At 47.5% G+C, this 20080-nt stretch carries 18 protein-coding genes and 1 rRNA gene; 5 read left to right on the top strand and 14 right to left on the bottom strand.

The features are described from left to right. Window positions 1–28: 28 nt before the first annotated feature. The 3 genes from ACI351_RS06395 to rplU form a co-directional block, all read right to left on the bottom strand. The gene (locus tag ACI351_RS06395; RefSeq protein ID WP_439734420.1) at window positions 29–184 is read right to left on the bottom strand and encodes a hypothetical protein; all 156 of its coding nucleotides are present in this window, start codon (window positions 182–184) and stop codon (window positions 29–31) included. A gap of 105 nt (window positions 185–289) precedes the next feature. Then, the gene (rpmA, locus tag ACI351_RS06390; protein WP_439734419.1) at window positions 290–676 is read right to left on the bottom strand and encodes a 50S ribosomal protein L27; all 387 of its coding nucleotides are present in this window, start codon (window positions 674–676) and stop codon (window positions 290–292) included. A 15-nt stretch (window positions 677–691) separates the two neighbouring features. Further along, complete coding sequence (gene rplU, locus ACI351_RS06385; RefSeq protein WP_439734418.1) at window positions 692–1000, bottom strand: 50S ribosomal protein L21; 309 nt, start codon at window positions 998–1000, stop codon at window positions 692–694. A gap of 182 nt (window positions 1001–1182) precedes the next feature. On the opposite strand from rplU, the gene dnaJ reads away from it, so the two are divergent. Continuing rightward, window positions 1183–2298, top strand: coding sequence for a molecular chaperone DnaJ (gene dnaJ, locus ACI351_RS06380; RefSeq protein ID WP_439734417.1), 1116 nt, complete (start codon window positions 1183–1185; stop codon window positions 2296–2298). Window positions 2299–2358: 60 nt separating this feature from the next. Here dnaJ and mnmA read toward each other — a convergent pair whose 3' ends face one another. The 4 genes from mnmA to ACI351_RS06360 all read right to left on the bottom strand — a co-directional run bounded on the left by mnmA (window position 2359) and on the right by ACI351_RS06360 (window position 8024). After that, a complete protein-coding gene (gene mnmA / locus ACI351_RS06375) occupies window positions 2359–3441 on the bottom strand; it encodes a tRNA 2-thiouridine(34) synthase MnmA (RefSeq protein WP_439734416.1) in 1083 nt (360 codons plus the stop codon). A gap of 116 nt (window positions 3442–3557) precedes the next feature. Beyond that, window positions 3558–4745 carry an HD domain-containing phosphohydrolase gene (locus tag ACI351_RS06370; RefSeq protein ID WP_439734415.1) on the bottom strand — a complete coding sequence of 396 codons (1188 nt, stop codon included), beginning with the start codon at window positions 4743–4745 and terminating at the stop codon, window positions 3558–3560. Between the two features lie 5 nt (window positions 4746–4750). Then, window positions 4751–6040 (bottom strand): 4Fe-4S dicluster domain-containing protein, encoded by a 1290-nt coding sequence (locus tag ACI351_RS06365; RefSeq protein ID WP_439734414.1) that lies wholly within the window; start codon window positions 6038–6040, stop codon window positions 4751–4753. Then, window positions 6033–8024, bottom strand: a complete 1992-nt coding sequence (locus ACI351_RS06360; protein WP_439734413.1) for an FAD-binding oxidoreductase — start codon at window positions 8022–8024, stop codon at window positions 6033–6035. The genes ACI351_RS06365 and ACI351_RS06360 overlap by 8 nt, the downstream gene beginning before the upstream one ends. 65 nt (window positions 8025–8089) lie before the next feature. Here ACI351_RS06360 and ACI351_RS06355 point away from each other — a divergent pair, with 65 nt between their 5' ends. Beyond that, on the top strand, window positions 8090–8887 hold the full coding sequence (locus ACI351_RS06355) for a metallophosphoesterase (protein ID WP_439734412.1): 798 nt from the start codon (window positions 8090–8092) through the stop codon (window positions 8885–8887). 82 nt (window positions 8888–8969) lie between these two features. On the opposite strand, the gene ybeY is transcribed toward ACI351_RS06355, so the two are convergent. From ybeY to ACI351_RS06330, 5 genes are all read right to left on the bottom strand, one after another. Next, the gene (gene ybeY / locus ACI351_RS06350) at window positions 8970–9413 is read right to left on the bottom strand and encodes an rRNA maturation RNase YbeY (RefSeq protein ID WP_439734411.1); all 444 of its coding nucleotides are present in this window, start codon (window positions 9411–9413) and stop codon (window positions 8970–8972) included. Then, a complete protein-coding gene (locus tag ACI351_RS06345; protein ID WP_439734410.1) occupies window positions 9410–10354 on the bottom strand; it encodes a PhoH family protein in 945 nt (314 codons plus the stop codon). Before ACI351_RS06345 ends, ybeY begins: the two co-directional genes overlap by 4 nt. 105 nt (window positions 10355–10459) lie before the next feature. Beyond that, complete coding sequence (locus ACI351_RS06340; protein ID WP_439734409.1) at window positions 10460–11668, bottom strand: glucose-1-phosphate adenylyltransferase; 1209 nt, start codon at window positions 11666–11668, stop codon at window positions 10460–10462. 18 nt (window positions 11669–11686) lie between these two features. Further along, window positions 11687–12316: an FAD-dependent thymidylate synthase gene (gene thyX, locus ACI351_RS06335; RefSeq protein ID WP_439734503.1), complete on the bottom strand. Its 630-nt coding sequence runs from the start codon at window positions 12314–12316 to the stop codon at window positions 11687–11689. Between the two features lie 73 nt (window positions 12317–12389). After that, a complete protein-coding gene (locus tag ACI351_RS06330) occupies window positions 12390–13706 on the bottom strand; it encodes a hypothetical protein (protein ID WP_439734408.1) in 1317 nt (438 codons plus the stop codon). A gap of 36 nt (window positions 13707–13742) precedes the next feature. On the opposite strand from ACI351_RS06330, the gene ACI351_RS06325 reads away from it, so the two are divergent. Further along, the gene (locus ACI351_RS06325) at window positions 13743–14126 is read left to right on the top strand and encodes a MazG family protein (RefSeq protein ID WP_439734407.1); all 384 of its coding nucleotides are present in this window, start codon (window positions 13743–13745) and stop codon (window positions 14124–14126) included. 349 nt (window positions 14127–14475) lie between these two features. Here ACI351_RS06325 and ACI351_RS06320 read toward each other — a convergent pair whose 3' ends face one another. Continuing rightward, window positions 14476–15870: an alanine/glycine:cation symporter family protein gene (locus tag ACI351_RS06320; protein ID WP_439734406.1), complete on the bottom strand. Its 1395-nt coding sequence runs from the start codon at window positions 15868–15870 to the stop codon at window positions 14476–14478. Between the two features lie 250 nt (window positions 15871–16120). On the opposite strand from ACI351_RS06320, the gene ACI351_RS06315 reads away from it, so the two are divergent. Further along, on the top strand, window positions 16121–16645 hold the full coding sequence (locus ACI351_RS06315) for a pilin (RefSeq protein ID WP_439734405.1): 525 nt from the start codon (window positions 16121–16123) through the stop codon (window positions 16643–16645). Here the strand turns inward: ACI351_RS06315 and ACI351_RS06310 are convergent. Then, entirely contained in the window at window positions 16642–17649 is a 1008-nt protein-coding gene (locus ACI351_RS06310) for a phytoene/squalene synthase family protein (protein ID WP_439734404.1), read from the bottom strand. The genes ACI351_RS06315 and ACI351_RS06310 overlap by 4 nt on opposite strands. A 1365-nt stretch (window positions 17650–19014) precedes the next feature. Here ACI351_RS06310 and ACI351_RS06305 point away from each other — a divergent pair. Next, window positions 19015–20080 (top strand): 16S ribosomal RNA (locus ACI351_RS06305); the annotation flags it as partial.

Here is a 20080-nt window from a genome sequence, read left to right as displayed (position 1 = left end):
CTACTTGTTTACGGCTGGAACGCGCCGTTTAAATTTCGTCGGCCTGCATTTCTTGCACCAGCAGTATTTTGGACAAACTGCGTTTTGCCTTCGTCCGCGCGCGTTTTACTTTGGCGCGGGCGGAAGTTTTGGTGCAGGTATACGTCCATTCATCCTGCGAAACGTGCAATTTGTCTTTCTTCATCGCTTAATTATAAGCGGCGCCTGTATGTTTGGCCCACCGCAAAAAAGGGTTATTACAAAAAAAGCGGCAGGAATAAACCCTGCCGCTTTTTAAACTGTGAAGCTTTTATTTGGCCGCGTCAGCTTTTTTGGCTTTGGCGGGAGCTTTTTTCGCTGCTGTTTCTTTGGCGGCGGGCTTTTTAGCGGCGGTTTTTACCGCGGCTTTTTTGGCCGGCTCTTTGGCTTCTTTGGTTTCCGCAACTTTGGGGTACACGGAAATCTGTTGTTTGCCTCTTCTCACCCATTCAAAGGTGACGATACCCGCCACGCGGGCAAAAAGGCTGTCATCGCTGCTTCTCGTTACGTTGGTACCGGGCAAGAATTTGGTACCGCGTTGGCGGACGATGATTTCCCCAGCGTTTACAAACTGGGAGCCATAGCGTTTAATACCTAAACGCTGGCCGTGGCTGTCTCTTCCGTTAGAGGAAGAACCTTGAGCTTTTGTATGTGCCATAGTTTAGTCTCCCAATTATGCGAACTGGATATCCGTGATTTTAATTTGCGTTAAATCCTGTCTGTGGCCGATGGTTCTTTCGTAACCTTTTTTCGGTCTTTTCTTAAAGACGCGGATTTTGGGACCTCTCAAATGTTTTACCACTTGAGCGGTGACCTTGGCCGTATTGGCCTTGGTATCTGCCGAGGTACCTTCTTCGTCAGCCGCCCAGAGAACTTTCAGTTCTACGGTGTCACCGGCTTGCGCTTCCAGTTTTTCAACCTGCAGATCTTGACCGGGTTTTACCCAGTACTGTTTTCCACCAGTTTCAATGATTGCGTACATAATCTTATTATACCAAATAAAGAGAAAACACTCCTGTCCAGCCGTTACCGGCCCGACGCGGAGAGTTACTCTCCCTTATATTTGTACATATATTATAGCATAATTGTATGTGAGGTGCGACGTTTGTGCAAGAGCGGGTCAAAATTTAATAAAATATAAAAAATAATTACGGATTTAGGATTATGCCTACTACTATGAAAGAAGATTATTATCAAATTCTCGGTGTGGAACGCACCTCCACCGAAGCGGAAATCAAATCCGCGTTCCGCCGAAAAGCAATGAAGTACCACCCTGACCGCTGCCCGGGGGATAAAAATGCCGAAGAACAATTTAAAAAAATCAACGAAGCGTTTTCCGTGCTGTCGGACCCGCAGAAAAAACAGATGTACGACCAGTACGGCCACGAAGGCGTAAACGGCGCGGGCGGTTTCGGCGGATTTAACGCCGGAGGCTTTGGCGACATTAACGATATTTTTGGTTCTGTATTCGGCGATATTTTCGGCGGCGGTTTCGGCCGCGCCGGACGGGGCGGCGCACCCCGCGCCACCCGCGGCGAAGATTTGAAACTGGACGTCACCCTTACGCTTGAAGAAGCGTTTTCCGGTAAAGAAGTTCCCGTGGAATATACTCGTTTGGATAACTGTTCCGAATGTGACGGTTCCGGAGCGGCGGCCGGCAGTAAGCGTAAAACGTGTAACTCCTGCCGCGGAACGGGAACGGTCACCTATTCGCAGGGCTTTTTCAGTATGCGCCAAGTTTGCCCCGACTGTGGCGGCAAAGGCACTGTAGTGGAAACCCCGTGTTCGGCCTGCCGCGGGAGTGGTACCAAACGCGTAAAAGAAAAAATTACTGTCAAAATTCCCTCCGGCGTACGCACGGGGATTACGCTGCGCGTTTCCAACGGAGGCGACATCGGCCAAAACGGCGGCGGATTCGGCGATCTGTATGTAGAAGTGCGCGTAAAAGAACATCAAATTTTTCGCCGAGAAGGAGACGATTTGGCTTTGGATGCACAAATTACATATCCGCAGGCGGTACTCGGCGGCAGCATTAAAGTGCCTACCATTGAGGGCAAAGAGGTGGAACTTAATATCCCGAAAGGCACGCAGTTCGGTTCGGTGCTTAAAATGCAGGGCAACGGGATGCCGCGGTTGGGCAAAAAAGGCTTTGGGGATTTGCTTGTCAATGTAAAAATTGAGGTTCCCAAAAAAACAACAGCCCGCCAAAAGGAACTTTTGGAAGAACTGGCCAAGGAGACGGGCGGCAAAAAGAGTTTCTTTAAAGAATTGTTTTCGTAAGCAAGTGCAGAACAAAGGACGGGACGGGAAATTTTTCCCGTCCCGTTTTTTTCATAAAACTTACCGTATCATTCCGCCGCCGAGCACCACATCGCCTTGATACAATACAGCGGATTGTCCTGCGGTAATAGACATTTGCGGTTCCTCAAATTTGGCTTCCAAGGAACCGTCGTCCCGCACCGTCACGCGTGCTTTGGCGGGGTGGTGCAAGTTGCGGATCTTGATTTCGCAGTCAAACGTCTGCGCCGGCGGTTCGCCCGCCACCCAACTGATATTGTCTGCTTCCAAACGGTCCGAATACAAATCGGCTTTTGGTCCGATGATGACTTGATTCTTTTGCGCGTCGATCCCCACTACGTACATAGGAGTGGCAAACCCACTGATGCCAAGGCCTTTGCGTTTGCCGATGGTATATCCCCATATTCCGTGGTGGCGTGCTACTTTTTTGCCGTCTTTGGTAACGATGTCGCCTTCTTTATTGGGGAAGTTAAGCAGGTCATTGTAATCGCCGCAGTAAAAATCTTGGCTGTCCTCTTTATCGGCGACGGCCAGCCCCGCTTTGCGGGCGATTTCGCGGATTTCCGGCTTTGTTTTTTCGCCCAACGGGAAAAGTACGCTCGCCAGTTGGGGTTGTTTTAAGCGGTGTAAAAAATAGCTTTGATCGCGTGACAAGTCCGCCGCTTTCTTTAGCAGGTATTTGCCGGAAATTTTATCAAACGCCACGCGCGCATAGTGTCCGGTAGCGAATTTGTCAAACGCAACGCCCTGCGCTTTGGCGGCAGACGGCAGTACGCCGAATTTAATCAAACTGTTGCACAGTACGCACGGATTAGGAGTTCGGCCGCAGGCGTATTCCAGGCGGAAGTTATCCAGCACCGTTTGGCGGTATTCCTGCCGGCAGTCCACGACAATGTATTCAATGCCGATTTTTTCCGCAATGCGGCGAACCTCCTCCAAATCCTCTTTTTCCGGCGATAAACACGCGTTTTTTTGGTATTCCCCTTTGGGAACGGGTAAGGAAGGATCCCATATTTGCATCGTCGCGCCGATGACGCGGTATCCTTGTTCTTTTAACATCACGGCTGATGCCGCGGAGTCCACTCCGCCGCTCAGGCCCACTAATACAGTCTCTTTTTCCATCATAACCTCGTGAGATAAAATTGTACTTAAGGTTGAAAGCCAAAAGGACTTTATTATTGTAGTATTTTCCGGAGCAGGGACGCTATCTGTTAAATCCCCTGCGTCAGTTTAGGGAATTTTTAAGAGCGCTTGTTTTCTGTTGACGGGACTGTTTGGCTTTTCTGTTGGTTGACCGAAATATGGGCGTACAATTTGCGTACGGATGGATAGATTTTTTTGAACGCGGCAACGACGCGCGGATCAAACGATTGGCCCGATTCACGCAGAATATATTCGTACGCTTCATCTGTCGGCCACGCTTTTTTGTATACGCGGAACACGCACAGGGCATCGAATACATCGGCTACTGTTACGATGCGGGCTTCTATCGGGATTTCTTCTTCTTTAAGTCCTTTGGGATAGCCTGAACCGTTCCATTTTTCGTGGTGATACAAACTCATTTTATGCGCGATTTTAAGTACCTTGGAGTGAGCGCCTTCCAAAATCCGTCCGCCATATACGGTGTGCGATTTCATAATTTCAAATTCTTCGGGTGTAAGTTTCCCGGGTTTTAACAAAATGTTGTCGGCCAGCGCTACTTTACCGATGTCATGCAAGGGGCTTGCGTTTTTGATAAGTTCCGCATCTTTTTTGCTCATTCCGAGCGCAAGCGCAAGCAGGTAGGAAATGATGCTGATATTTTTTAAGTGTGCGCGGGTATCTTGCTGGTCGCGGTATTCGGCGGTAACAGCTAGACGGTAAATGGTTTCCAGCTGAGCGACGTGAACATCCTGATATAATTTGGCGATTTCTATTGCGCTGCCTGCCAAGGTGGCAAGCAACATTAAAATTCCTTCATCGTTTTTGTCAAACGGAGTGCCGTCGGATTTATTGGCCACTTGAAACACGCCGAGGACTTTGCCGGAATTATTTTTTAAAGGGCACGCCAACATCGAATGGGTGCGGAAATCAGTTACCATATCCACGTCCATTGAGAAGCGGGGATCTTCATAGGCATTGGGCAAGTTGACTGTTTCGCCCGTGCGCGCAACAATAGAGATAATGCCAGAACCGTTAAGCGGTACGCGGATTTCGGTATGTTCCAAGCCGTGGCCTTGCGCAATTTTGGACCATAACTCATTTTTTTCCACGTCTTTTAAATAAATAGTGCACCGCCCTACGTTAAGCAGTTTGGTAATTTGCTGGGCGATAATATCAAGCAGTTTGTTCAAGCGGAGTTCGCCTGACATACGAGCGCCGAATTCCACCAGTAAATTCAACTTTTCTTCCGCGGAAAGATTTCCATTGTCCGGTCTAAAAGTCTGCATAATGTTTATCCGTGTGAGCGTATGACGTGGTCCGCCTTGGCGTATGGATAAAAACGTTTAAGCCAGTAATTTAACTCCAATGCGGACAGCCCTGACAACGTAAACACAGTTGCGGCCTGTGTTTGGGCGATGGACCGAACGGTTTGCAAAGCCATTTCCTGCGCCAGATTTCTCCGTACGAATCCGTAACCGAACGCGGGCGTATCCGCGTCCGTATACAAACACTCTACAAAATTTTTCTTAAAAAGTGTTTTTAAAATTTTATGTGCACTTTCAAACGGTTCGCCTTCGCGGCAGAATAAAGCGGAATAGTCCAGCCGCACGGGTGTTTTTGCGGCGGAGGAGAACGGCTTTTTGGGCATTATGTCCGTAACAAATAAAATGCGCTGAGAAAAGCGGCGGGCTTTTTCTTCCCAGCGTTTGTTGCCGGAAAATAATTGTGCGGAACGGTGTAAAAAGATAAATACGTCCGCACTGTCGGTCAGTAGCGGCAAGCGGCCTGTTTGTTCGTGGCGGCGGATTAAGCGCCGCACGGCCAGACGGCTCTTACGTAAATCTCCGTATATGTATTCAAACAGCCCCGAAGATTGGTTGGGCCAAATTTGCATACGGTATTTTTTGGCGGATAGTTTTAGAACGTCTGCCGCAATATGGGGCATCAAAAACTCCGCTTCCATAGAAGGCAAATAAACTAGCGTGGGGTTGTGGGACTCTAAACTGAGTTTTTGGTTGAGCAGATATTTTTTAAGTTCCGGCGTTTGGGCGGGAAGCAGGTCATCTGCGCGGTTAATCCACGATAATCCTTTCATCCGTGTAATGCCCGTTAAGCGTAAAAGTTTGACAATCCCTGCCCTCCGTGCTAAAAGCCCTGCCCGTACAAGGCGGGAAAACCAAACGGGGGCGACGGTGCGTAGCGTAAGCAAGCGGTAAAGTAGCGCCGGCAGGGCGCGCAGGTTTAAGCGGCGCCTGAGTTCCAATACGTGCTCAGCAGTAGGGATTTTTCCGGCGCACGCTTGGATGCATCTTCCGCATAACGTACAGGAATTGATGACTTCTTCCAACAACAATCGGTGCGCGCGCGTATTTAATTTGCCTTCCATTAAAAGACGTATCATTTGGTTTCTTCCGCGCGGGGAGAATGTTTCCTGTTTTTTAATCAAAAGGGACGGGCACGCCTGTTGGCAGCAGCCGCAGCGGGTACAATGGGCAACGGAATCGTACACGGCGCGTTCGCCCAGTTCCGTGTGCAGCGCGCGGAGCAGTTTATGCGGGTTGGAAAAATAAAATTCAGTCATTTTTATTCTCCGGTATAGCGGGGAAAAGACCGTCGGGGTCCAGTTCGTTTTTAAGCGCGCGCCACAGTGCGTTTGGTTCGGCCTCTGCGGATTTTTTGGCGGCGGGCGCAACGGGCTTGGCAAAAATTTTGAACGTTAGTTGCGTGATGATTCCCAACGTGCCCCGCGCGCCCGCAAACAGACGCGTGACATGATATCCGGCGGAATTTTTCATAAATTTTCCGCCGTAACGCACGAAGTTTCCGTCGGGGGTTACCGCTTCTATCCCCAAGACGTGCGCGTAAAAATCGGGATATGCCCCGCAGGAAAATGCGCCTCCGGCAGTACCCGTTTCTTCCGGCAGGGCGCAGTAAACATGATGTTTTTTCAGTTCGCTCCACAGTTTTTTTAGCGTTACGCCTGCCTGCACCGTAACGGTGTAATTGGTTAAATCGATATCTAAGATTTTATCCAAAGCGCGGGTAGAGAGCTGTTCCCGTACGTGTGTTTTTAAGCGCGTATTATTTCCGGTAACTATGACGGGTGTGTGGGTTTGGCGGCGTGTGCGTACGGCTTCGGCCAGTTCCGCTGCGGTTTTGTCCGGCGCGATTTGCGGGCGGGCTTTTTCGGCGTAGCCTACGGGAAGAATTTTCAGCGGGTTCGCTAGATTGAGCGGGTCTGCCGCGCGTTTAATGCGGGCGAATAAATCAAGCGTCGGGCGGTCGTATTGATAAGCCATTTCGGCGCGCTTTTCCACGCCTATGCCGTGCTCGCCCGAAATGGTACCGCCGCAGTCCACGCAGGCGCGAAGTACTTCCTGAAGCGCTTTTTTCACGCGCAAAACGTCGGGTTTGTTGCGTTCGTCAAAAATAAAATGCGGGTGAAAATTCCCGTCTCCCGCGTGAAAGAGCAGGCTGGCGTGCACGCCGCGCTCTTGCAGAATACGGTATACTTTTTCAAGCGCAAGCGGCAGGTTGGAGCGTGGAACGGTACCGTCACCCACCATTACGTTAGGGGCCAAGCGTGCAATCGCCGCGTAAGCGGCGCGCCGGCCGAGCCATAATTTTTGGCGCTGCGCCTGTGTTTGGGCGGGCTGAAAGCGTTGTACGTGATTACGGCGGCAGACTTCTTCCAGTTCTTTGGCTTCCCGCGCGATTTGTAAAGGAGTACCGTCTAATTCCAAAATCAGCAGGGCCTGTGCATCGGCGGGATATCCCGCGTGCGAAAAATCTTCTACTGTTTGCAGCGTGGTTTGGTCCATCGCTTCCACACAGCGCGGAATAATGCCGCGGGCTGTTAAATCCGTAACCGTTTGAACGCTGTCGGCAAGAGAAGGAAACGTCGCTAAAAAAGTTTTAATATGCTTAGCAAGAGGCAGAATTTTTACTTTCATCCGCGTAATAATACCAAGAGTACCTTCGCTTCCAGCCAAAAGACCAATGAAATCTGGTCCGCTGCCGTTTCGTGCCAGATGAATTTTTGTTCCGTTGGGAAGTACCGCTTCTGCTTCCAGTACGTGGTCGGGTGTGCCGCCGTATTTCATACAGCGCGCACCGCTGGCATTCTGGGCCAGATTTCCGCCTAGCGTACAGACGCGTTCGCTAGCGGGGTCCGGCGCGTAGAAAAAACCGAGTTTGTTTAGCTCGTTTTGCAAGTCCGCCGTGATGACGCCCGCTTGTACCCACGCCATTTGTTCGCGGGTATTGATTTGTAAAATGCGGTTAAGTCCCGCTAAATTAATAACCGCCCCGCCGTTTAGCGCGGCGCAGGAACCCGCGTGGTTGGTGGCTGCTGCCCGTGGTACAAACGGGATTTTATGGGTGTACAAAATTTGTAAAACAGGCGCGACGTGTGCTTCGCACTGAAGATTAAGCAAGAGATCCGGACGGGTGCGGGAGAGGGAACAATCGTAGGCGTGAAGCAGTAAAGATACTTCGTCCGTAAGGACGTTTTCTTTCCCTAAAAGAGAGCGCAGTTGGTGTAAAGCGTTTTGCGGTATCTTCATAAATCGTGCGCGGGGCGCAAGTTTTTGTATACTATATTATATTATTTTGTATAGAGTAAAACTCTATGAGCGAGAAAATCCGCGGTAAAAGAGTGATAGTGGTGGGGGATGTACACGGCCAGTTCGAACCGTTTGTCAAAATCCTGCGTGATGCGGGACTGTTGGACGAACGGTTAGATTGGTGTGGTAAGCACGACCGCTTGATTCAGATGGGCGATATTTTTGACCGTGGGCCTTTTTCGCGTAAAGTGGACGATTTGCTGGACAAAATCCAAAAACAAGCCTCTCTTTCTAGCGGGGACGTGATTCGTCTGGTGGGTAACCACGAATTGGAGCTGTTACTCAGCAATTTTGTAATTTCCGGTTTTAACACGGAAGAGGCCAAGTTAGTGCGCGATAAACTGGTCCGGCAGGTTTTGAACGGCGAACTGCGCGCCGCGTGTGCCTATAAAGGATATTTGTTTACGCACGCGGGCGTAACGCGTAAGTTGTATAAAATTTTCCAAATGCAGTTAGGGGATCCGTCTGCCGGAAATATAGCGGTGCTGATTAATTTGATTTTTAAGGAATCCATCAAACACCAATTTTTTAAACATCCTATTTTTAACATCAGCGTCAGCCGTAAAGGACCGGACCGTTTCGGCGGAATTTTTTGGGAGGATTTGGAAGATTTGGTGGCTTCGTATCCCAAGAGTCCTGTACTGCAAGTGGTGGGGCATACGCAAGTGGAACGGATTATTCTGGATCGGACGGCCAACATTATTCCGGTGGATGTGGGACTGCACAGAAAATTGCAGTACTTGGTCATTCACGAAGACGGGCGGCCGGAGATTGTGGATGTGAAAGAACAGATAAACGGCTGATGTTAAGTTAGGGTATACACTAACGGAATAAAACGGAAAGTTTTACTCCGTGCGTCTTATCAAGCTAAAATTATTTTCCAAATTATTTTTTCAGCACGTGTGAAATAATATTTTCCGCCTGTCGGTCCATTTCTGCGCGGTCTTCCGGCTTGTAGTCGTCCATTCCCGACAGATGCAGTGCACCGTGTGTAACGTACATCATCATTTCCTGCAAAAACGTGTGGCCGAACGATTGCGCATTTTTGCGCGCCACTTGGTAGCAAACAAAAATATCTCCAAACGCCCACGGTTCACCCGTGTCAAACGGCGGACGTTCGTGATTAAATGAAATTACGTCTGTTACGTAATGGTGGTTTAGAAACTCTTTATTCACTCGCAGGATTTCGTTTTCGTCCACGAAAATCACATTGACCTCAATATTTTTTTTGGCAAAACTTTTTAGGCCTTTTTCCAGCGCCGCTTTGAACAGTCCCGTACGCCGCAGGTGTTTGGGAACATCCGTATGGTAAAAAATGTGCGAAATCATTTTATCTCCTTATCGTGTTTTTTATCGTACTTGTCGTAGGCAGAAACAATTTCCCGCACCAGCGGATGACGCACTACGTCCGCGCCGGAAAATTCTACAAACGCAACGTTTTTTAATTTTCCTAACACTTCGGCCGCTTGCAAAAGTCCGCTTTCTTTTTTATTTGGTAAATCAATTTGGGATAAATCCCCGTTTACAATCATTTTGGAACCGATGCCCATACGTGTTAAAAACATACGCATTTGCGCAGGCAGTGTGTTTTGCGCTTCGTCTAAAATAATAAATGCTTTTTCCAGTGTGCGTCCGCGCATATACGCCAACGGAACAATCTCCAAAATGTTGTTGTATTTCAGGGAATTAAATTTTTCTATACCCAGCATTGCATAAAATGCATCATAAATCGGGCGCAGGTACGGGTCCACTTTTTCTTCGATGTTCCCCGGCAGAAAGCCGAGTTTTTCCCCCGCTTCCACAATTGGCCGCGTAACGATAATGCGTTCTGTCATTTCTAATTCCAGCGCGCGCAGTGCACACGCGCAGGCTAAGAATGTTTTACCCGTTCCTGCGGGACCGGACGAGATGACAAGATCGTGCGAAAATATGGCTTCAATGTATTTTTTTTGATTTTCGCTGCGGGCTTCCACGGGGCGGGTGTGTGCGGGGCGGAATACGATATTGTCTGCAAACGGACGCGAATCTTTTACAAGATTAAGCTGTTTTGTTGTGTCGTTCATTGCTAAATCCTGCTGTAATTTAGCGAGTGCTTTATCTACGCGGGAGTTGGTGCCTTTAACAGACATTTCCGCACCGCTTCCGTCCGAATCGTATTTGACGAAAACAGTCACTTTAAAATTTTTTTCAAGTGCCCGGAGTTTGCGGTCCTGTATGCCGAGCGCGATTAAAATTTCATCCTGATTTTTTAGCCGAAGGGTTTTAATCATAGTTTGTTCCTGCTTTTATCTTTATATTCTACTTTATCCCTTTTCTTTTTTGAAGAATAAAAAACTCCCCGTTTTACTGCGGGGAGTTTTTAAAAAGAGCTTAGCTTAGAATTTATTTTTTCCGCGCGGAATAACAACAATCCCTGATGGATCTATATAATACTTTTGCGAATCGGCTTCCATATTGTGGCCGATCGTTTGTTTGGCGGCGATGGTGTTAAAGCGGTCCATAATTACTTTTTTTAGTTTCGCGCCCGCTTTAATTTCGCAGTTGTCCATAATTACGCAGCCTTCCAGTTCCGCGCCTTCTCCGATAATCACGCTGTCGCTGATGACGCAGTTTTTGATTTTGGCTTTCGAGTGGATAATACACCCATCTCCCACTATCGAGTTGGTCACCGATCCGCCCAAAAACTTGCTGGCGGGTACACGGTTAAGCGTGGTGTTGATCGGCCAAGCGGGATTGTTCAAGTCGAGCTTGGGCTTGGGACCTAAAAGGTCCATATTGGTTTGCCAGAACGACTCAATCGTTCCCACGTCGCGCCAGTAGCCTTGCTCTTCGTACGCTTTTGCACCGGGGAGCGTTTGGCTTTGGAAATCGTATGCAAATGTACGGTGGTCCGCTAGAATTTTGGGCAGAATATGTTTGCCAAAATCGAGGGCGGGCACATCGCAGAAGCGTTTTTGCAATACTTGCAGCAGCACGTCTGTATTAAAAATATAATTGCCCATAGACGCATACGCCGCTTTAGGATTGTTCGGAATAGGGCGCGGGTTGGCGGGTTTTTCGTCAAACTGAATGATACGTCCCGTTTCATCCGTTCCCAGTACGCCGAAAGCGGTGGCTTGTTCAATGGACACAGTATTGGCGGCTACGGTAACATCGGCTTTGTTTTTTAAATGAAAGGCCACCATTTGCCGCACGTCCATACGGTAAATGTGGTCCGCCCCGAAAATAGCCACCAAATCGGGAGCGAAATCTTTTACTAAGTTGATGTTCTGGCGGACGGAATCGGCCGTGCCGCGGTACCAAATTTCACCTAAACGCATTTGCGGCGGTACGCAGGTTAAAAAATGATCCGATACAATACCCTCCGATCGCCACGTCGTACGCAGGTATTCAATTAAACTCTGAGATAAGTACTGCACTAGCACATACGAAGAAAAAATACCTGAATTGACAAAGTTGGAAAGCACAAAATCCACGATTCTGTACTTGCCGCCAAACGGCACGGAAGGTTTGGAGCGGTCCTTTGTCAATGGATAAAGCCGTTCCCCTTTTCCTCCGGCCATAATCATACCGAGTATTTTCATAAGAGCCCCCTTATTATTTTATTCGGAACCCAACGGCAGCTGTTTGTTCAGCGCTTCAAACGCTTCCCACGACCACGGCATTTTTTCCGCCACAATCTTGGCGATTTCGTCCGCATAGACGCGGATTTCTTTTTGCGCGTGTTGATCCATACGCAGGCACAGAAAATTAAACAAACTGCGGGCGTTTACGCTCCAGTAAAATTGGGTATATTGGCAGACGGGCAGTACGCCGCGGGCCATTTCGCGTGCCACGCCGGCTTCAATCAGTTTATGGTAAGCGGCGTACGAGGCTTCTACGCTGTCCTCATAAATTTTGCGCAGAGCCGCATTGTCAAGTGCACTGTCCGGCACGGAGCCTTGCTTGTTTTTAGTGTCTTGTCCGCGGAAAGCGTCCGGAATGTAAAATTCGTCTTTTACTTCGGTATAGCGGGCGCTTACTTCGTTGTAAGAACCCCAGCGGTGGCGCATCCATTGGCGGGCTACAAAAATCGGGCAGCAAATGTGAAACTGAAAATAACAATGTTCAAACGGCGTATGGTGCGCGTGCTGCATTAAGTATTTAATCAAGCGTTTATCCAGTTCTTCGCCTTTGGATACTGCACCGAAAGAAACGCGGGCCGATTGTACGGCGCGCTGGTCTCCTCCCATAAAATCTACCAGACGGACGAAGCCTTTGTCCAGCACGTTGATTTTTTCATTAGTTTCTTGCACGTTGGTTCTCCTATTCTTTAAAAATTTCTACGACGGAGCTTGTTCCGTCCGGCAACACGGCAGCGGCCAATACGGCACGTGCGGAACAAGCCGTATCATAAACGAATCCGTCTAATTCCACCGAGTCCTGAATGTTCAGACGGCCTTTTTCAACCGTCATAAAATGTATTTTCCCGCTTTGGTATTGGCCGAACGTATCCGACAGCAGCCCGTGTTTGGCGGTGTTTTCCGCGGCCACATAGATATGCCGGCCGGACGGTCCGAATACTTGTACAGAAGGATAGAACTTTAAAATCTCTTGCTTATATTTTACACGATTTGGAGCCGAAGCGAACAAAGACTTACTCTCCGCTTTTTTTCCGTTCGCAAGTTCTGCGCGAATTACGCCGTTTTGTGCCGTGGAAACAAGACCGCTCTCCGTTACGTTTATGCCCGTCAGCCAGTTTCGGCCGGTGTTGAGTGTATTTTTGGAAAGGGAAAATTCTCCGTTTTCATACGTTAGACGGCGTGCCCCCGCAGAGCGGGTGCCCGCAGTAAACGGCTTTTGTGCCCACAGTGTTTTATCTGCTGCGCAGCCCAGCTCTTTTACAAAATACGGCAGCGTTTTAATTGGTTTGAGCGCGCCGTTTTGGGAGCTCAGCACGATGGTAGAAATCTTTTCGCGGGAAGGATCGTACACGGTAACAAAAATTTCGGCCGTGTTTTGCCCGCGTGCCGGATAGGCCGATATGCTCAGCGGCGTTTTTCCGGCAGGCAGCTGAAAAGAAAGACTTGGCGTTAACTGTTTTTCCGAAGGGAGCCAAACGGTAATCTGTCCCTTACGGGAAAGCGTGACGATATTGTCCGTGTCCGGTGTACTGACGGACGCCGTGCTGAGGCTGACGATTTCTTGGTCGACCGGTTCATAAACAACGGTTTTACGCGCGGATGTACTTTTAGCGGATGTACTTTTAAAGGTTGTTTCATCCGCGTTTTTTGCGGAAAAAATGCTTGGTGACTCAAGCGGCTGCAGCACCGCTTCCTGCCCGACGGCGACTTTTGCGCCGGTGGGTAGTTCACCGACTGCGTACATCGGCTGGACTTCTGTAATTTTCCCTTCGGGAGAATAGGTATAAACGGGGCCTAAGTCTTTGCCTGTTTTAGGATTAATCAGTCTTTCGGACGAAAGGATAATTTTAAAGGTTTCGCCTTTGTCTACGTTGCGGTTTAAGGCGGACGTGTCAATGTACACTTTGGGGCCGTCCACGCGGACGACGGTCAGCTGTGCGGCGCAGCAAGCCGGCGTTAAAAGTGAAGCGAAAAGGAGAAAAGCCGTATTTATTTTCATATAATAAATGTATACCATTTTTTCCTAGGGGGAACAATGAAAAATACATTCGCCGATTTAGTGGAAACTTTTGCCATATTGCGTGGTCCAAACGGTTGCCCGTGGGATAAAAAACAAACGCACGAAAGTTTAATCAAATGCTTGCAGAATGAGGCACAGGAACTGATTGATGCCATTAATCATAAAGATGACGAAAATATGAAAGAAGAACTGGGTGATGTTCTTTTGCAGGTGTTGATTCACAGCCAGATTGCCGCCGAAGAAGGAAAATTTACCATTGATGATGTTATTCAAGGATTGTACGATAAACTCCACCGCCGCCACCCGCACGTATTCGGTGAACACGCTAAAGCCGAGTCGCCTGAGGAAGCTCTTGCTGTGTGGCGCGAAATGAAGAAAAAAGAGCGCGAAAAGAAATAGAACGGCCGGACTAAACGCGGGGATAATCGGCACGGATCGTTTTTGCTTTTAGGACCTATCCCTAAAAATAGGTCTTGAAAATAAACCGAAAATGCTTATAGTACTTGTACAGAGTACTTAGGGCCAGCCCGACAGTCCTTGATTGCAGTTGTTGAAAGTACAGTGTACTTTCCGATTGCGCTAAGATCCGGACGCGGAGCCCCCTTAGGAAAGAGGAACATAGTAATGACACTAATGAGCTAAACCCCCGAAATCATACGCGGGGGTTTATTTTGTATGATCCGCATAGCGGACGATATAATCTTTTAACAAGTACAAAAACTCCGGAATTTTTCCGGAGTTTTTATGATTATTGGTAGATGTGCCACGCTTCTGTATGTTGTACGGACGGAACGTTGGCTGGATTAAATACGGGGTCTTTGCCTTGCGCTTTTTGGCGGCGGTAGTCGGCCAGTACGTCTAACGCCTGACGGCGCAGACGGAAGATGGCGTACAGGTTCATTAAGGCCATTACTGTCATAAAAAGATCGGCCGCGTTCCATACCAGTTTCAGCTGCAGCACCGCACCTAAAAAGACCATTACGCTTACGCCCGCACGGAATAAAACCATTGTCGTCCGGCTGCGGGTTAAAAATTCTACATTGGCCTGTCCATAATAATAGTTGCCGATAATAGAGGTAAATGCAAACAAGAGCACGCTGGCAGAGAGAAAATAGTTCCCCACACCGCCCAGTTCTTGCGTTAAGGCGTGTTGGGTTAATGCGATGCCTTCTCCTGCTAAGTGCTGGTAATCCGTCAGTAATACAATAAATGCTGTGCAACTGCAGATGAGAAGCGTGTCAACGAATACGCTGAAGGCTTGTACATATCCTTGTTTGACGGGGTGGGAAATATTGGCCGTGGCCGCGGCATTCGGCGCGCTGCCCATACCGGCTTCATTGGAAAATAAGCCTCTGCGTGCCCCCGTCATAATTGTAGCCCCCAATGCTCCTCCCGCGGCGTTGCGCAGACTGAATGCATCGGAAAAAATCAGACGGAACACATCCGGCAGTTTTTCCAAATTGAGTAAAATGACGGCTATGGTAATGACAATATATGCCAAAGCAAAGGCCGGAACGATGACGGAGGAAAACTTGGCTACACGGCGCAGTCCGCCAAAAATAATAACCGCGGTTAAAACAGATACAGCGATGCCCGTCCACAGCGGAGCACAGCCGAATGTGCTTTGCAGCGAAGCGGCAATCGTGTTGGCTTGTACGGAGTTAAACACAAAGGCAAACGTCAGCGTAATAATGACGGAAAAAGATAACGCCAGTTTGCGCGCGTTGAGCGCAGTCTGCATATAATACGCTGGTCCGCCGCGAAAGTGTGCGCCAGCTTTTACCTTATATACTTGTGCGAGCGTACTTTCAACGAAAGCGGAGGCGGAGCCAATAACGGCAATCAGCCACATCCAAAACACCGCTCCCGGCCCACCGGTGGTAATGGCAATGGCCACGCCGGCGATGTTTCCTGTGCCGACGCGGGAGGCCGTACTAATGGAAAACGCTTGGAACGAAGAAATATGCCCTTTCTTTTTATTTCCGCCGGTCATTAAGCGGAACATTTCTTTCGGGCGTACAAATTGTACAAAGCGCGTGGCGATGGTAAAATATATCCCCGCCGATACGAGTGCGGCCATTAATATATAGCCCAATAAACGGTCATTTATCAGACTAATCGCTTGGGTAAGCGTTTCTGTCATAAGAACTCCTTGAATCGGGTACAACAAAAACGGGCGTGTTTTAAAAACACATTCTATAGTATAGCTTTTTTTTGCTTAAGGGAAATGTTTTTTGTTTGGGTGTTCTAGTTGACTCGTTTTTTTTTTTTGATAACATAGGGTCATCCCGTAGTGTTTCTGTACGGGATCTCCCGTTTATGATTTCCTTTATCAAAATCGGTAGATTCTGAGCAGAAACCTCTCAGGATGACTTTTTGATGGGGGATAATAAATGAAAGGTTTTACGTTAATTGAATTATTAGTTGTGGTTTTTATTATCGGGCTTTTGTCGGCAGTGGCGCTGCCGCAGTATACAAAGGCTGTGGATAAAAACCGTTTTTCTGTGATGTTGGATATCGTGCGCGCCATCCGTCAGGCGGAGGACGTTTATTATATGGCTAACGGAACGTATACGTGCGACGCCTCCGCATTGGATATTGGTATTCCGGCAGGGAATTCCCTTCTTGTTTCCCAAGGAGAGGCCGAGGAAAACTGTCATTTTATGTACCAATTTGGAAAATACGGGCGGTTGTCAATTTCCGTAGGTATTGGCGGCGCAGGACGGGTATATGTGCAAGATTCCCGCTTGTCTGCATTTGCGATGTCTTTTTTTGAACGAAGCAATTCTTTGGCTGGGAAGTTATTGTGCGGGGTAGATAAGTCAATGAAACTGGAAAAAGGTAAAAGATTATGCCTCTCGCTAGGTGGTGTAAGTGCGGACGAAAACTCCAGTTATATTTATTACCGGCTGAATTAACGTGAGAATCGGTGCATTTTGCGGTTTAACCATACGCAAAAAGCTGTATTGCTAAGCAGAATAATCGGCGTGAGCAGTATTGTGGAGTAGATGATATTGCGGGAAATTTTCACGCGCTTTTGCAGATTTAGCAAATTCTTTTCCTGATATACCTCATATAAGGTATCAGCCGTCCACAATACGGGCCACGCTACTGCTGCGCGCTGTCCGCCGTGCAGACGCGAGAGCTCGCGAAAATACGGTTTTGCACTTTGCAGACGGGAGAGTCCCCAAAAAATCCACTTGTTTTTAATCGGCTCAAATCGTGTGGAATTGACCGGATTGAGCAGATCCTCCGGGGACAGTCCGGCCGCTTGTAAATCTGTCTGCGGGAAATAGCATCTCCCTAGTTGTAAATCCTTAGGCAAATCCCGCAGAATGTTGACAATTTGTAACGCATCTCCAATATGCTTGCCCAAATTGTAAAATTCTTCCTCCGGCATTGATACGCGCTGTGTGTGATAAATTAATTTGCTCCAAAACAGTCCCGGTCTCCCTCCCATTAAACGGCAGTAATGTCGCAGCTCTTGATCCGTCTTCAGCGAAACAGGAGAAATATTCTGTCCTGTGGGAAAGGTGTTTAAGTCTATACGCATTCCTTCGCATACAGCTTGAAGCACCTCCATAATAATGGTCTGTTGAGGAGAGGAAATTTGATTGAACAGGGTCAGACACGGAGTAAGGTTCTTAATCAGTATTTCTTCGTACGGGTTTTCGCTCCCGCCGGAAATCTCCTTTGCCAGTTGGGTGATCTGCTGTGCGTCCTGTGTTTGGATTAATTGGGGAAACTGTTCTATCCAATATAAACGGCGTTTTGCAGGTAAGAGGTGTGTGTCGGCTATAGTGTCCGCATAGCGGCATAGCAAATAGGCAACCGAAAACGCTGGCCGCATTTTACGCGGCAAGGCTTGCGCGCTGAGGTACAGACTACGGGAATTATGTTTAAGTAGTGTTTCCGTATCCATATATATAAGAATAGCAAATTTTCCGTTTACGTGCGGATGTTGACATTTTCTAAATAAAAAAGCATAATAAAAATATGATGATTGTTAAATCTTATAATTATTCTGCACATAACTCCTTTGCCTTTAATTGGCTAAAGGAAGGATTTGTTTTGCGCGGGAGGTTGTAAGGTTGTTGTTTTAGATTTTATTTTTAACCCCCGCTTATTTTAGAAGCGGGGGTTTCTTTTTTAATCATAGATTTCAAGCCCTGTCCTTTATGCGGGGCTGAAAAAACAAAACGGGTACAACAAAATAAAGAAGGTTTGCGCTTTTTAGCGTGGGCCTTCTTTTTTAACAGCGGCAGCGAGTTAGCATTGGCAATGAAGCTGGAGGGGTTTCGAAGGAAGTTGATTTAAATATATTTTTTTAGTATCCTTTATATATACTTAAAAACAGGAAAGATTTCTCTTGCGGGAATTAAGAAAAATAAAAACGCTTGACATTTCCTTTCCAATTAGTTATAGTAAGTATATAAGGAAACAAAAAAGGCTTTGTTTCCACGGAAGTTTTCAAGAACCCTTTTTCAGTTTTTGAAAAAATAGAAAAAAGGGGCTTGACATTTCTGTGTTTTTTTGTTAGACTATAAAAGTAGTCGGAAATTGATCTTTGTAAAAAAATAACAAAACTTCTTTAAAACGATTTTTTATAAACCGTTTGTAAACAGAAAACTTTTCGGCAGCGAAACATCACCTTATATTAGAAAAGGCAGACGATGGACTGAGCCCAGCTGATCAAGTTAGTTTTACAACAACTTATAAAATCATAATAAGCGTCAGTCTTATCCCTTCAGTCCATAGCGGCTATGACTTCCTTGAATAATCAAGAAGTACAAAAAAGACTTGACATTTTAGCAGTAAAAGTGTTTTAATATAAACGTGGCCGGTAAGCAGGCACAGCAGTTTGGATGATTTTTAAAAATCGCTTGACAAACTGAAAAAAATATGCTTAAATATAAGAGTAGTAAGAATTGACAAGCCGAGTAGTTGAAGTTTAAGTCTTTAATAAAAGGCTTGACAAAAGCGAAGTAAATTTGTTATAATATCTTTACAGCAATGAGGCTGTGAAGAAGTTAAAAAGTTTCCGATCGCTTTTTTGAAAGGAAAAGAGCGAAGAGGAAATTTGTTCTCTGAAAATTTGACAGCAATGTGCGAATGGGCGATTTGAACCGGAAAAACCGTAAGGTTTAACAGTTCAAGGCTCATTACAGTAAGTCATATACTATATTATGACACCAAGTTAATTCAAAACAAGTAGAGTCAAAAGTCAACAGCTCGATGTTAGCGATTAGTTGCCTTTGAACCGCTTGCGGTTTAAAGGTAAATAATTCTAATGGAGAGTTTGATCCTGGCTCAGAGTTAACGCTGGCATCGTGCATAACACATGCAAGTCGAACGGGACTTTGATCTGTAGCAATACAGATTAAAGTTTAGTGGCAGACGGGTGAGTAATGTATAAGAAACCTACCTCTGAGTGGGGAATAACAGTCCGAAAGGATTGCTAATACCCCATAACATATTTAGGTGGCATCACTTAGATATCAAAGATTTATCGCTTGGAGACGGTCTTATATTCTATCAGCTAGTTGGCAGTGTAACGGACTACCAAGGCGACGACGGATAGCCGGCCTGAAAGGGCGACCGGCCACAAGGGCACTGAGACACGGGCCCTACTCCTACGGGAGGCAGCAGTGGGGAATTTTGGACAATGGGCGAAAGCCTGATCCAGCAACGATGCGTGGAGGATGAAGGTTCTCGGATTGTAAACTCCTTTTGCAGGGGAAGAAAAAAATGACGGTACCCTGCGAATAAGCCACGGCTAACTACGTGCCAGCAGCCGCGGTAAGACGTAGGTGGCAAGCGTTACTCGGAATTACTAGGCGTAAAGCGCGCGTAGGCGGAATGTTAAGTCTGTTGTGTAATCTCTGGGCTCAACCCAGAAACTGCAACGGAAACTGGCGTTCTTGAGTGAGGCAGAGGAGATCGGAATTCCTAGTGTAGCAGTGAAATGCGTAGATATTAGGAGGAACACCGGTGGCGAAGGCGGATCTCTGGGCCTTTACTGACGCTCAAGTGCGAAAGCTAGGGGAGCAAACGGGATTAGATACCCCGGTAGTCCTAGCCGTAAACGATGATAACTAGGTGTGGGAGGTATCGACCCCTTCCGTGCCGACGCTAACGCATTAAGTTATCCGCCTGGGGAGTACGGCCGCAAGGTTAAAACTCAAAGGAATTGACGGGGACCCGCACAAGAGGTGGAGTATGTGGTTTAATTCGACGCTACGCGAAAAACCTTACCTGGGCTCGAACGACTGGTGGTAGCACTTATGAAAGTAGGTGCGACCCGCAAGGGAGCCAGCCGAGGTGCTGCATGGTTGTCGTCAGCTCGTGTCGTG

This window comes from Candidatus Avelusimicrobium sp., from assembly GCF_051874775.1.
Lineage (GTDB): Bacteria > Elusimicrobiota > Elusimicrobia > Elusimicrobiales > Elusimicrobiaceae > Avelusimicrobium.
This window is presented reverse-complemented; position numbering and strand designations above follow the sequence as displayed.